Below are 12,359 nucleotides of genomic sequence, written 5' to 3'. Positions count from 1 at the left end.
ATGCCAAAACGTTCTGACATCAAAAGCATCCTGATTATCGGCTCCGGCCCGATCGTGATCGGCCAGGCCTGCGAATTCGACTACTCCGGCGCGCAAGCCTGCAAGGCGCTGCGCGAAGAGGGTTACAAAGTCATCCTGGTGAACAGCAACCCGGCGACGATCATGACCGACCCCGAAATGGCGGACGTCACGTACATCGAGCCGATCACCTGGCAAGTGGTGGAGCGCATCCTGGCGAAGGAACGCCCGGACGCGATCCTGCCGACCATGGGCGGCCAGACCGCGCTGAACTGCGCGCTCGACCTGCACAACAACGGCGTGCTGGCCAAGTACAACGTGGAGCTGATTGGCGCCACGCCGGAAGCGATCGACAAGGCAGAGGACCGTTCCAAGTTCAAGGACGCGATGACCAAGATCGGCCTGGGTTCGGCCCGTTCCGGCATCGCCCACTCGATGGACGAAGCCTGGAAAGTGCAGCGCGAGATGGGCTTCCCGACCATCATCCGGCCATCGTTCACGATGGGCGGCAGCGGCGGCGGCATCGCCTATAACGAGGAAGAGTTCGAGCAGATCTGCAAGCGCGGCCTGGAAGCATCGCCCACCAGCGAGCTGCTGATCGAAGAGTCGCTGCTGGGCTGGAAAGAGTACGAGATGGAAGTGGTGCGCGACAAGGCGGACAACTGCATCATCATCTGCTCGATCGAGAACCTGGACCCGATGGGCGTGCACACCGGCGACTCGATCACCGTGGCGCCGGCGCAGACGCTGACCGACAAGGAATACCAGATCATGCGCAACGCCTCGCTGGCGGTGCTGCGCGAGATCGGCGTGGACACGGGCGGCTCGAACGTGCAGTTCTCGATCAATCCGAAGGACGGCCGCATGATCGTCATCGAGATGAATCCGCGCGTATCGCGTTCTTCCGCGCTGGCCTCGAAGGCGACCGGCTTCCCGATCGCCAAGGTGGCCGCGAAACTGGCGGTGGGCTTCACGCTCGACGAGCTGCGCAACGAGATCACCGGCGGCGCGACCCCGGCGTCGTTCGAGCCGTCGATCGACTATGTCGTGACGAAGATCCCGCGCTTTGCGTTTGAAAAATTCCCGACCGCCGACGACCATCTCACCACGCAGATGAAATCGGTGGGCGAGGTGATGGCGATGGGCCGCACGTTCCAGGAATCGTTCCAGAAGGCCCTGCGCGGCCTGGAAGTGGGCGTCGATGGCCTGAACCAGAAGACGGTGGACCGCGAGAAGCTGGAAGAGGAACTGGGCGAGCCGGGTCCGGAACGCATCTGGTACGTGGGCGACGCGTTCGCCCAGGGCTTCACGATGGAAGAAGTGCACAACCTGACCAAGATCGATCCGTGGTTCCTCGTGCAGATCAAGGAAATCGTCGACCTGGAACTGTGGCTGGACACGCAGAAACTGGAGAACCTGGACAAGAACACGCTGTACCGCCTGAAGCAGAAGGGCTTCTCGGACCGCCGCCTGGCCTACCTGCTGCAGACCACCGATACCGCCGTGCGCGAACAGCGACGCGCGCTGGGCATCCGCCCGGTGTACAAGCGCGTGGACACCTGCGCCGCCGAATTCGCCACCAACACCGCGTACATGTACTCCACGTACGACGAGGAATGCGAATCGAACCCGACCGACAAGAAGAAGATCATGGTGCTGGGCGGCGGCCCGAACCGGATCGGCCAGGGGATCGAGTTCGACTACTGCTGCGTGCACGCCGCGCTGGCGATGCGCGAGGATGGCTACGAGACCATCATGGTCAACTGCAACCCGGAAACCGTGTCGACCGACTACGACACGTCGGACCGCCTGTACTTCGAATCGCTGACGCTGGAAGACGTGCTGGAAATCGTCGACCTGGAAAAGCCGGTCGGCGTGATCGTGCAGTACGGTGGCCAGACGCCGCTGAAGCTGGCCCTCGACCTGGAAAGGAACGGCGTGCCGATCGTCGGCACCTCGCCGGACATGATCGACGCGGCCGAAGACCGCGAGCGCTTCCAGAAGCTGCTGCAGGACCTGGAACTGCGCCAGCCGCCGAACCGCACCGCGCGCACGGAAGAAGAAGCCCTCAAGCTGGCGCAGGAAATCGGCTACCCGCTGGTGGTGCGTCCTTCCTACGTGCTGGGCGGCCGCGCGATGGAAATCGTGCACGAGCAGCGCGACCTGGAGCGCTACATGCGCGAAGCGGTGAAGGTGTCGAACGATTCGCCGGTGCTGCTGGACCGCTTCCTGAACGACGCGATCGAGTGCGACGTGGATTGCATCTCCGATGGCGAGACCACCTTCATCGGTGGCGTGATGGAACACATCGAGCAGGCCGGCGTCCACTCGGGCGACTCGGCATGCTCGCTGCCGCCATACTCGCTGTCGCAGGAAACCATCGATGAACTGAAGCGGCAGACCGCGCTGATGGCCAAGGGCCTGAACGTGGTCGGCCTGATGAACGTGCAGTTCGCGATCCAGAAGCAGGAGATCGATGGCGTCGAGAAGGATGTCGTGTTCGTGCTGGAAGTGAACCCGCGCGCCTCGCGCACGGTGCCGTTCGTGTCGAAGGCGACCGGCCTGCAGCTGGCGAAGATCGCCGCGCGCTGCATGGTGGGCCAGACCCTGTCGTCGCAAGGCATCACGACCGAAGTCGTGCCGCCGTACTACAGCGTCAAGGAAGCCGTGTTCCCGTTCGTGAAATTCCCGGGCGTGGACACCATCCTCGGCCCGGAAATGAAGTCGACCGGCGAAGTGATGGGTGTGGGCCAGACGTTCGCGGAAGCGTTCGTGAAATCCCAGCTGGGCGCCGGCGTGAAGCTGCCGAAGTCCGGCAAGGTGTTCCTGTCGGTGAAGGCATCGGACAAGCCGCGCGCCGTGAAAGTGGCACGCGACCTGGTCGAGGCTGGCTTCTCGCTGGTGGCCACCAAGGGCACCGCGGCGGTGATCTCGGCGGCGGGCATTCCCGTCACGCCGGTCAACAAGGTGGTCGAGGGCCGTCCGCACGTGGTCGACATGATCAAGAACCACGAGATCGCGCTGGTCATCAACACGGTCGAGGAAAAGCGCAGCGCCATCGTCGATTCGCGGGCGATCCGCACGTCGGCACTGCAGTCGCGCGTGACGACGTACACGACGATCGCGGGCGCCGAGGCCGCGGTGGCCGGTATCCGCCACCTGGACGAGTTGCAGGTGTACGATTTACAAGGGCTGCATAAAACCTTAAACTAAGCCCTGACCGCGGGCCTTTGATGGCCCGCCGCATGGAAGTTAGGCTGAAGGCTGGGGTTGCAAACTCAGGTTAAACTCAGGGCAAACTCAGGTTAAACTCAGGTTATAAAGCCAGGTTTGAACCCGCGTTGCAAGCCTTCGCAGTAATGTAAATCACACGTAAACCTACAGAGCCCGCGCTCCCTGGCGCGGGCTCTGTGCTTTTTCAATTACCCAAGAGACGAGACATGAATTCTGTTCCACTCACCAAGTACGGCGCCGAGCTCCTGAAGGAAGAACTGCACCAGTTGAAGACCAAGGAACGCCGTATCGTCATCGACGCGATCGCCGAGGCGCGTTCGCATGGCGACCTGTCCGAAAACGCCGAATACGATGCCGCCAAGGAGCGCCAGGCATTCGTCGAAGGCCGCATCGCCGAGCTCGAAGGCAAGCTGTCGAGCGCCCAGATCATCGACCCGGCCACCCTCGATGCGGAAGGCCGCGTGGTATTCGGCGCCACCGTCGACCTGGAAGACCTGGAATCGGGCCAGAAGGTCAGCTACCAGATCGTCGGCACCGATGAAGCCGACATCAAGGTCAACAAGGTATCGGTGACGTCGCCGATCGCCCGCGCGCTGATCGGCAAGTCGGCCGGCGACGTGGTCGAGGTGCAGGCCCCGAGCGGCCCGCGCGAATACGAAATCCTCGAAGTCCACTACGTGTGATGCTGCTGGCCAGGGTACGGCTGCTGGTCGCGGTGGCGTGGGCCGGCAGCCTGTGGACGGTCGGCTACCTCGTCGCGCCGACGCTGTTCGCGACGCTGTCGGACCGCGCGCTGGCGGGCACGCTGGCCGGCGCGATGTTCCATGCCGAGGCGATGCTGTCGCTCGCTTGCGCGCTGGCGCTGCTGGTGCTGCTGAAGTTCGCGACGCCGGACTGGACGCCGGCGCGCCGCCGCACCATGCTGGCGCTGGTGGCCGCGATGGCGCTGTGCACCGTGGTGAGCCACTTCGGCCTGCAGCCGATGATGGCGGAACTGCGCGCCGCGGCCGGCCCCGGCGGCGTGATGGAATCGGCCGCCCGGTCGCGCTTCGGCATGCTGCATGGCATTTCCAGCGTGATCTACCTGGTGCAGAGCTTCCTGGCGGGCTGGCTTATCCTGAAGCAATAGTTTCCAGAAAAATGGGGACGTACCCCATTTTTCAAGAAACAATGCTAATAAAACATGGTCTGGCTTCCATCGTCAGGCTCCCGCTGAAAATAGGCACGGCCCCCGTTTTCCAGGCACTGTTTGCTCACGACTTCAGGCAATAAAAAAGCGGGCATTGCCCGCTTTGGTGGTGGTCAGGCTGCTCAGCCGACGTTTTTCTTGGTGCTGGTCTGGCGCTTCTTGGCACGCTTGATGGTGCCGCCTTCGGTGACGCGCTCGTTGCCCTTCAGCATGACCTTGCTGACGGAGGGCTTCTTGGTGCCGCTGGCACTGGGCTTGACGATGGTGACCATGCGCATGCCCTTGCCGGTTTTCGCGGTACGGGTCTTCTCGGCTTCCTTCTTTGGACGGTACAGCACGAGCAGTTTGCCGATGTGCTGGACCGGAGCGGCTTCCAGCTGTTCGCAGATGGTTTCGTACATTTCGATGCGGGCTTCGCGGTCGTCGCCAAAGACACGGACCTTGATCAGGCCGTGGGAATCCAGTCCCAGCTCGATTTCCTTCATCACGGCCTCGGACAGGCCGGCTTCCCCAATGAGGACGATGGGCTTGAGCGCGTGGGCTTCTGCGCGCAGGGCGCTGCGCTCAACAGGGGTCAGATTCAACATAATGGTTTATAGGTAGTTCTCTTAAAGGCAGTATTCTACGCGAATGGCAAAGAACAAATTAAACAAAAACTGGTTGCACGACCATATTAACGACCCGTACGTGAAGGCGGCCCAGAAGGATGGCTACCGTGCGCGCGCCGCCTACAAGCTCAAGGAGATCGACGAGGACGAGAAGCTGGTCAAGCCGGGCCAGGTGATCGTCGACCTGGGCTGCACGCCCGGCAGCTGGGGCCAGTACGTGCGGCGCAAGCTGGCCGGCAAGGAGGGCGGCGGCATCAACGGCACCATCATCGGCCTCGATATCCTGCCGATGGAACCGATTGCCGACATGCATTTCATCCAGGGTGATTTCCGCGAGCAGGACAGTGTCGACCAGCTGGCCGACCTGCTGCAGGGCCGCAAGGTCGACCTGGTATTGTCGGACATGGCACCCAACCTGTCCGGCATCGCCTCGGCGGATGCGGCGAGGATGGAAGACCTGATCGACCTGGCGATCGAGTTTTCGCAATTGCACCTGAAACCGGGCGGGGCATTGCTGGTGAAATGTTTCAAGGACATGGGTTTTTCGCAGATCGTCGAAAAATTCCGCCACGAGTTCAAGACCGTCGCGCAGAAAAAGCCGAAAGCCAGCCGCGATAAATCTTCGGAAATCTTTCTGCTCGGGCGCGGCCTGAAGCACCCGGCGCAAAACTGACCGGCGGCGATTTCGCCATGTCCGGCGCGCTGCATGCCCAAAACACGCGAAATATTGCGCGGTGGGCTTGTAATTCACGCCGAAAGCCGCACATCGAGCGCGGGCGGCATGATTTGTGCGCCGTCCGGGCCGCGCCCTCGCTGATTCCGGGCCGGCCTCGATGTTTTGATACGTGCGCGGCTGGATTCGCGCACCTTTAGGCCGCCTTGTAGCACGCTTTGGCCTAATGCGGGTAAAATCGAATTTCTGCTACAGGTAACAGGTGCGCGAGCATCCAAGGAGTTTTCGTGAATAACATGTTTTCCAAATCCGCCATCTGGGTTGTCGTAGCCCTGTTGTTGTTCATGCTGTTCAAGCAATTCGACAACCACAGCATCTCCGGCGGCAGCAAGACCATCGCGTATTCCGACCTGCTGGATGAGATCAAGGCGAAGCGCATCAAGGACCTCGTCATCGAGGGCAGCACCATCACCGCGACGAAAACGGACGATACGCGCGTGCGCACCACGTCCACCTACCTCGATCGCGGCCTGATCGGCGACCTGCGCGACAACGGCGTGCGTTTCGACGTTCGTCCGCCGGAAGAACCTTCGTTCCTGCAGCAAGTGTTCGTATCGTGGTTCCCGATGCTGCTGCTGATCGGTGTGTGGATCTTCTTCATGCGACAGATGCAGGGCGGCGGCAAGGGCGGGGCATTCTCGTTCGGCAAGTCGAAGGCACGCATGCTCGATGAAACCAACAACACCGTCACGTTCTCCGACGTGGCCGGCTGCGACGAAGCCAAGGAAGAAGTGACGGAGATCGTCGACTTCCTGCGCGATCCGACCAAGTTCCAGAAACTGGGCGGCCGTATACCCCGCGGCGTGCTGATGGTGGGCCCTCCGGGTACCGGTAAAACGCTGCTGGCCCGTGCGATCGCCGGCGAAGCGAAAGTGCCGTTCTTCTCGATCTCCGGTTCCGACTTCGTTGAAATGTTCGTCGGCGTGGGCGCGTCCCGCGTGCGCGACATGTTCGAGAATGCCAAGAAACACTCGCCGTGCATCATCTTCATCGACGAGATCGATGCGGTCGGCCGTCACCGCGGCGCCGGCATGGGCGGCGGCAACGACGAGCGCGAACAGACGCTGAACCAGCTGCTGGTCGAGATGGATGGCTTCGAGGCATCGTCCGGTGTCATCGTGATCGCCGCCACCAACCGTGCCGACGTGCTCGACAAGGCGCTGCTGCGTCCGGGCCGTTTCGACCGCCAGGTATCGGTGGGCTTGCCGGACATCCGCGGCCGCGAGCAGATCTTGAACGTGCACATGCGCAAGGTGCCGATCAGCACCGACGTGAAGGCCGACATCCTGGCCCGCGGCACCCCGGGCTTCTCCGGCGCCGACCTGGCCAACCTGGTCAACGAAGCAGCGTTGTTCGCCGCACGCCGCAGCAAGCGCCTGGTGGACATGGCCGATTTCGAGGACGCCAAGGACAAGATCTTCATGGGTCCGGAACGCAAGTCGATGGTGATCCGCGAAGAGGAACGCCGCAATACGGCCTACCACGAGTCCGGCCACGCCGTCGTCGCGAAGCTGCTGCCGAAGGCCGATCCGGTGCACAAGGTCACCATCATGCCGCGCGGCTGGGCCCTGGGCCTGACCTGGCAGCTGCCTGAACATGACCGGATTTCGGGCTACAAGGACAAGATGCTGGAAGAAATCTCGATCCTGTTCGGCGGCCGTATCGCCGAGGAACTGTTCGTTGGCCAGATGTCCACCGGCGCGTCGAACGACTTCCAGCGCGCCACCAAGCTGGCCCGCTCGATGGTCACGAAGTTCGGCATGTCCGACTCGCTGGGCGTGATGGTCTACGAGGACGAGGCGAACGAAGGCTTCCTGGGCGGCAGCAACAAGACGATTTCGGAAGCCACGCAGCAGAAGGTCGATGCCGAGATCCGCGCGATCCTCGACACGCAGTACGCGCTGGCGCGCAAGTTGCTGGATGAGAACCGCGACAAGGTCGAGGCGATGACGAAGGCACTGCTCGACTGGGAAACCATCGACGCGGACCAGATCAACGACATCATGGCCGGCAACGAGCCGCGCCCGCCGAAGGCCGGCGTCACGATCCGCAAGCAGCCGAACGGCGACGGTCCGTCGTCGCCTTCGCCGAACGCCACCGCGCCGGCATAATACCGCCGCCGATGCCGTGACCAAAGGGTGAGGAGCGATCCTCGCCCTTTGTTTTTCCGCCGTATTTTCCATCCATGCTTTTTCACCCGTACTTTCCACCAGTACTTTTTCAGCGGTCGCTTCCCGCCCGTCGCTACCCAGCCTTCTCTTCCAGCAGCGTATGACTCACATCCCCTTTGGCCATCATCGCCTGCCTGCCGGCAGGGCCCTCGTGATGGGCATCCTGAACGTCACCCCCGATTCGTTTTCCGATGGCGGCAAGTTTGCCGCGCTTGACTATGCCCTGTCGCATGCCGAGCAGATGGTCCGTGATGGCGTCGACATCATCGATGTCGGCGGCGAATCGACGCGCCCCGGTGCGCCCGTGGTGCCGGCGGAAGAAGAGATGCGCCGCGTGCTGCCCGTGCTGTATGCGCTGCGCGACTGCGGAACCCCGATCTCGCTCGATACCTACAAACCGGCGCTGATGAAGGAAGCCGTGCTGGCCGGCGTGGACATGATCAACGACATCAATGCCTTCCGCGCGCCGGGCGCGATCGAGGCCGTGCGCGACAGCGACTGCGCGCTCTGTATCATGCACATGCTTGACAAACCTGCAACAATGCAGGATAAACCTGCCTATGAGGATGTCGTCCTGGAAGTGACCGCATTCCTGCGTGAACGGATCGGCGCGCTGACGGCCGCCGGTATTGACCGGCGTCGACTCTGGATCGATCCAGGGTTTGGTTTCGGCAAGACCGTCGAGCATAATTATGCCTTGCTCAAGGCTGGCAGGCGCCTCATCGGCGAACTCGGCGTCCCGCTGCTGGCGGGTCTGTCCCGCAAATCGATGATCGGTGCCGTGACCGGCAAGCCCGTCGAAGGGCGTCTGGCCGGCAGCATCGGCGGCGCGCTGGCTGCCGTGGCCCACGGTGCCGGCATCGTCCGCGTGCACGACGTCGCCGAGACGGTCGACGCATTGAAGGTATGGTACGCAGCGCATGGCAACTGAACGCCAGCTAAATGAACACTAACTGAAGAGAACAACATGGCACGTAAATATTTCGGGACCGATGGTGTCCGTGGCCTGGTCGGCGAAGCGCCGATCACGCCGGATTTCGTGATGCGCCTGGGCTATGCCGCAGGCAAGGTGCTGGCGCGCACGGTGATCGGCGGCGCCGCCCGCCCCACCGTCCTGATCGGCAAGGACACGCGCATTTCCGGCTATATGCTGGAAGCGGCGCTGGAAGCAGGCTTCGCGGCCGCAGGCGTGGACGTGATGCTGGCCGGTCCGATGCCTACCCCCGCCATCGCCTACCTGACGCGCGCGCTGCGGCTGTCGGCCGGTGTCGTGATTTCGGCGTCGCACAATCCGTTCCAGGACAACGGCATCAAGTTCTTTTCCGAGCAGGGCACCAAGCTGCCCGATTCCGTCGAACTGGCCATCGAGGCGCAGCTCGACCAGCCGATGGCTTGCGTCCCGTCCGAAAAACTGGGCCGCGCCAAGCGCCTGGAAGATGCCCAGGGCCGCTATATCGAATTCTGCAAGAGCACCTTCCCGAACGAGCTGGACCTGCGCGGCTTGAAGATCGTCGTCGACAGCGCCCACGGCGCCGCCTACAACATCGCGCCGCACGTGTTCCATGAACTGGGCGCCGAGGTGATCTCGATCGGTAACAAGCCGGACGGCTTCAACATCAACGAAGGCCATGGCGCCACGGCGCCGAAGGCGATGGCCGCCGCCGTGCTGGCGCACGATGCCGACCTGGGCATCGCCCTGGACGGCGATGCGGACCGCCTGATCATGTGCGACGCCAACGGCCGCCTGTACAACGGCGACGAGCTGCTGTACGTGATGGTGATGGACCGCCTGGCAACCGGCGAAGTGAAAGGCGCGGTCGGCACGCTGATGACCAACATGGCCCTCGAAGTGACGTTCAAGGAAAAGGGCATCGGTTTTGCGCGCGCCAAGGTGGGCGACCGCTACGTGCTCGAAGTGATGCAGGAAAAAGGCTGGATCCTGGGCGGCGAGGGCAGTGGCCACCTGCTGGCGCTGGACAAGCACACCACGGGCGACGGCATCATCTCGGCGCTGCAGGTGCTGTCCGCGCTGAAGCGCAGCGGCCAGACGCTGGCGCAGATCGCCGGCCAGATCGAACTGTTCCCGCAAACGCTGATCAACGTGCGCGTGCCGGCCGGCTTCGACTGGCAAAAGAATTCCGCGATGGTGGCCGAGAAAGAGCTCGTGGAGCGTGAACTGGGCGACAGCGGCCGCGTGCTGATCCGCGCATCCGGTACCGAACCCCTGATCCGCGTGATGGTCGAAGCGCGCGATGCGACCCAGGCGCAGAATTTCGCCCGCCGTATCGCCGACAAGGTCGAAGTGCCGCAGGCCAACGCCGCCTGATTTCCGCCTGATTCGCCGCCGGCACCGCGGCCGTCGATTGACGCTCGCGGTGCCGAGCGGTTATCATTTTGCTCCGACAGCGGGCGGCAGCCCGCTTTTCCTTGCCGGTGGCCGGTTCCGATAATGCGGCCGGCGGTCATCCGCCAGTCAGTAACAATCCCGTACCGGCAACCCTTCCGGAATTCCCCGCGGAATCCCTTTCTGCCCATAGCTCAGCTGGATAGAGCAACGGCCTTCTAAGCCGTAGGTCGCTGGTTCGAACCCAGCTGGGCAGGCCAGTCACCCCATCCCCGCCAGTGTCCGCCTTGTTTTCCGGCCGGCCGTTCACATTTGCTTACCATCGAAACACCGCCGTTGCGCGTGCCGGATCGACCCGGCGCTATGCTGGATTTGCCGGTGCGCGCCGGCCATCAACGAGGTCATTCAATGCACGACGAACACGCAGCACGCGAACAGGTTTCGCGCAGCGACGCGGCCACCGCCGCCATCATCGAGGAAGCGCTGCGCCTGTGCGACAGCGAAGGCATCGATGGCGCCATCCGGTACATGGAACAGCGCAAGCTCGACCGCACGACCATCCTTCGGGTGCTGTGCTCGCCAAAATTCCATCGATGATGGGGTATCACTGCTACAACAATACTTACCCATAAATAGTTGTCGTCGTTATAATGGCACGCTTCTGTATCGGAGGTGTCATGTCGGAGATCCGGTTTTCCAGCAATTACCAGGACCTGAGCCAGTCGTCCGGCGTCGATGCCGGTTTCCAGTTCGAGTTTTATTGCGAACGCTGCAGCGATCGCTGGCGTACCCATTACAAGCCCTATCGCAGCGGCCAGGCGTCCGGCTGGATCCAGAAGGGCGCCAGCATCTTCGGCGGCCTGCTGGGCAATGCCAGCACGGTCGTCAGTGGCATGGCGCAGGCCGGCTGGCACAGCGCCCGCGACGATGCTTTCAAGGAAGCGATCGCCGACGCCAAGGCGCACTTCAACCGCTGCGGCAATTGCCATGATTATGTGTGCGCACCATGCTTCGACGGCGCCGCCGGCCTGTGCTTCAATTGCGCGCCGAACGTGCAGGTGGCGATCACCAGGGCCCGTGCCCAAGGGGAAGTGCGCAGCGCGGCCGAGCGTGCGGATACGGAAGGCGAAAGCCGCGGCACGCGCCACGACGTCCGGCAGGACATGCAGCTGGTCTGCCCCCAGTGCCGGGCCGAAACGCACGGCGCCAAGTTTTGCCCGGAATGCGGCTACAAGATGGCGCAGCAGGTGGCGTGTACCGCCTGCTCGACCCTGCTGCAACCGGGTACCAAGTTCTGCACGGAGTGCGGCCACCGGCAAAGCTAGCCGATTCGCGGCTGGTGGCGCGCTCCGGATGCCTGGCGCCCGCGTTGGCACCTGGCGAGCAAGCCACCTTACAGCGCCGCCAGGCCATCCGCGACGAGACTGCCGGCCAGCAGCAGCATCACCGCACCCGTCAGCGCTTCGATACACTTCCATGCCGCCGGACGCGCCAGCACGCCGGCGAAGCGGGCGGCGCCAAACCCCAGCATGCTGAACCAGAGCAGCGACGCCGTCATCGCACCGGCGGAGAACGCGGTGCGTTCCAGCGCCGGATAGCGCCCGCCGATCGAGCCCAGCAGCACAACGGTATCCAGGTACACATGCGGATTGAGCAGCGACATCGCCAGCACGCTGGCCAGCGCGGCGGTGGCGGTGCGCGGCGTGGCGGCAGCACCGATGTCCAGCCGGTTTGCCGACAGCATCTGCCGCCAGCTGCGCAAGCCGTACCAGGCCAGGAACGCCGCGCCGCCCCAGCGCGCCAGCGCCATCAGCCATGGTGAGCCCTCGATCAATGCTCCCGCGCCGGCCACGCCCGCGCCGATCAGCGCCACGTCGATCACGATGCAGGCGGCCACCGTCAATGCCACATGGCTGCGCTGCACGCCCATGCGCAGCACGTGCGCATTCTGCGCGCCGATTGCCATGATCAGGCTGGCGCCCAGGCCCAAGCCACTCAAGAATACCTGTGTCGTCATCTCGTCCTCCGTGAAGGTGGCCATTGTCACGAAAGCGCGGGCAAA

Annotated in this window: 11 protein-coding genes and 1 tRNA gene; 10 read left to right on the top strand and 2 right to left on the bottom strand. The window is 63.2% G+C overall.

Annotated features, from left to right (window positions below; all coding sequences use genetic code 11):
- The 3 genes from carB (at window position 1) to EYF70_RS17700 (ending at window position 4,381) form a co-directional block, all read left to right on the top strand.
- Entirely contained in the window at window positions 1–3,231 is a 3,231-nt protein-coding gene (gene carB / locus EYF70_RS17710) for a carbamoyl-phosphate synthase large subunit (protein WP_131146583.1), read from the top strand.
- 227 nt (window positions 3,232–3,458) lie between these two features.
- Window positions 3,459–3,935, top strand: coding sequence for a transcription elongation factor GreA (greA, locus tag EYF70_RS17705; protein ID WP_130185134.1), 477 nt, complete (start codon window positions 3,459–3,461; stop codon window positions 3,933–3,935).
- Window positions 3,935–4,381 (top strand): DUF4149 domain-containing protein, encoded by a 447-nt coding sequence (locus EYF70_RS17700; RefSeq protein ID WP_131146582.1) that lies wholly within the window; start codon window positions 3,935–3,937, stop codon window positions 4,379–4,381. The genes greA and EYF70_RS17700 overlap by 1 nt, the downstream gene beginning before the upstream one ends.
- A gap of 182 nt (window positions 4,382–4,563) precedes the next feature.
- Here EYF70_RS17700 and yhbY read toward each other — a convergent pair whose 3' ends face one another.
- Window positions 4,564–5,028 carry a ribosome assembly RNA-binding protein YhbY gene (yhbY, locus tag EYF70_RS17695; RefSeq protein WP_131146581.1) on the bottom strand — a complete coding sequence of 155 codons (465 nt, stop codon included), beginning with the start codon at window positions 5,026–5,028 and terminating at the stop codon, window positions 4,564–4,566.
- A gap of 43 nt (window positions 5,029–5,071) precedes the next feature.
- Between yhbY and EYF70_RS17690 the strand changes: the two genes are divergently transcribed.
- From EYF70_RS17690 to EYF70_RS17660, 7 genes are all read left to right on the top strand, one after another.
- Complete coding sequence (locus tag EYF70_RS17690) at window positions 5,072–5,722, top strand: RlmE family RNA methyltransferase (RefSeq protein WP_131146580.1); 651 nt, start codon at window positions 5,072–5,074, stop codon at window positions 5,720–5,722.
- 287 nt (window positions 5,723–6,009) lie between these two features.
- On the top strand, window positions 6,010–7,893 hold the full coding sequence (gene ftsH, locus EYF70_RS17685) for an ATP-dependent zinc metalloprotease FtsH (RefSeq protein WP_131146579.1): 1,884 nt from the start codon (window positions 6,010–6,012) through the stop codon (window positions 7,891–7,893).
- A 160-nt stretch (window positions 7,894–8,053) separates the two neighbouring features.
- Window positions 8,054–8,884, top strand: a complete 831-nt coding sequence (gene folP, locus EYF70_RS17680) for a dihydropteroate synthase (protein ID WP_165497722.1) — start codon at window positions 8,054–8,056, stop codon at window positions 8,882–8,884.
- 36 nt (window positions 8,885–8,920) lie between these two features.
- Window positions 8,921–10,279, top strand: a complete 1,359-nt coding sequence (glmM, locus tag EYF70_RS17675; protein ID WP_131146578.1) for a phosphoglucosamine mutase — start codon at window positions 8,921–8,923, stop codon at window positions 10,277–10,279.
- 201 nt (window positions 10,280–10,480) lie between these two features.
- Window positions 10,481–10,557 (top strand) — tRNA-Arg (locus tag EYF70_RS17670).
- Between the two features lie 148 nt (window positions 10,558–10,705).
- On the top strand, window positions 10,706–10,894 hold the full coding sequence (locus tag EYF70_RS17665) for a hypothetical protein (protein ID WP_131146577.1): 189 nt from the start codon (window positions 10,706–10,708) through the stop codon (window positions 10,892–10,894).
- Window positions 10,895–10,974: 80 nt separating this feature from the next.
- Window positions 10,975–11,622 carry a zinc ribbon domain-containing protein gene (locus tag EYF70_RS17660; protein WP_165497721.1) on the top strand — a complete coding sequence of 216 codons (648 nt, stop codon included), beginning with the start codon at window positions 10,975–10,977 and terminating at the stop codon, window positions 11,620–11,622.
- A 68-nt stretch (window positions 11,623–11,690) separates the two neighbouring features.
- Here EYF70_RS17660 and EYF70_RS17655 read toward each other — a convergent pair whose 3' ends face one another.
- Window positions 11,691–12,314: a LysE/ArgO family amino acid transporter gene (locus tag EYF70_RS17655; RefSeq protein WP_229420433.1), complete on the bottom strand. Its 624-nt coding sequence runs from the start codon at window positions 12,312–12,314 to the stop codon at window positions 11,691–11,693.
- Window positions 12,315–12,359: the final 45 nt, after the last annotated feature.

Source organism: Pseudoduganella albidiflava (genome assembly GCF_004322755.1).
GTDB classification, from domain to species: Bacteria; Pseudomonadota; Gammaproteobacteria; order Burkholderiales; family Burkholderiaceae_D; genus Rugamonas; species Rugamonas albidiflava.
Note: the sequence above shows the minus strand (reverse complement) of the source record. Positions and strands in the feature narration are given on the sequence as shown.

Bases quoted from the DNA above. Each gene is read 5' to 3' on its own strand.
- carB (WP_131146583.1), top strand. From the start codon at position 1: ATGCCAAAACGTTCTGACATCAAAAGCATCCTGATTATCGGCTCCGGC.
- greA (WP_130185134.1), top strand. From the start codon at position 3,459: ATGAATTCTGTTCCACTCACCAAGTACGGCGCCGAGCTCCTGAAGGAA.
- EYF70_RS17700 (WP_131146582.1), top strand. From the start codon at position 3,935: ATGCTGCTGGCCAGGGTACGGCTGCTGGTCGCGGTGGCGTGGGCCGGC.
- yhbY (WP_131146581.1), bottom strand. From the start codon at position 5,028: ATGTTGAATCTGACCCCTGTTGAGCGCAGCGCCCTGCGCGCAGAAGCC.
- EYF70_RS17690 (WP_131146580.1), top strand. From the start codon at position 5,072: ATGGCAAAGAACAAATTAAACAAAAACTGGTTGCACGACCATATTAAC.
- folP (WP_165497722.1), top strand. From the start codon at position 8,054: ATGACTCACATCCCCTTTGGCCATCATCGCCTGCCTGCCGGCAGGGCC.
- glmM (WP_131146578.1), top strand. From the start codon at position 8,921: ATGGCACGTAAATATTTCGGGACCGATGGTGTCCGTGGCCTGGTCGGC.
- EYF70_RS17665 (WP_131146577.1), top strand. From the start codon at position 10,706: ATGCACGACGAACACGCAGCACGCGAACAGGTTTCGCGCAGCGACGCG.
- EYF70_RS17660 (WP_165497721.1), top strand. From the start codon at position 10,975: ATGTCGGAGATCCGGTTTTCCAGCAATTACCAGGACCTGAGCCAGTCG.
- EYF70_RS17655 (WP_229420433.1), bottom strand. From the start codon at position 12,314: ATGACGACACAGGTATTCTTGAGTGGCTTGGGCCTGGGCGCCAGCCTG.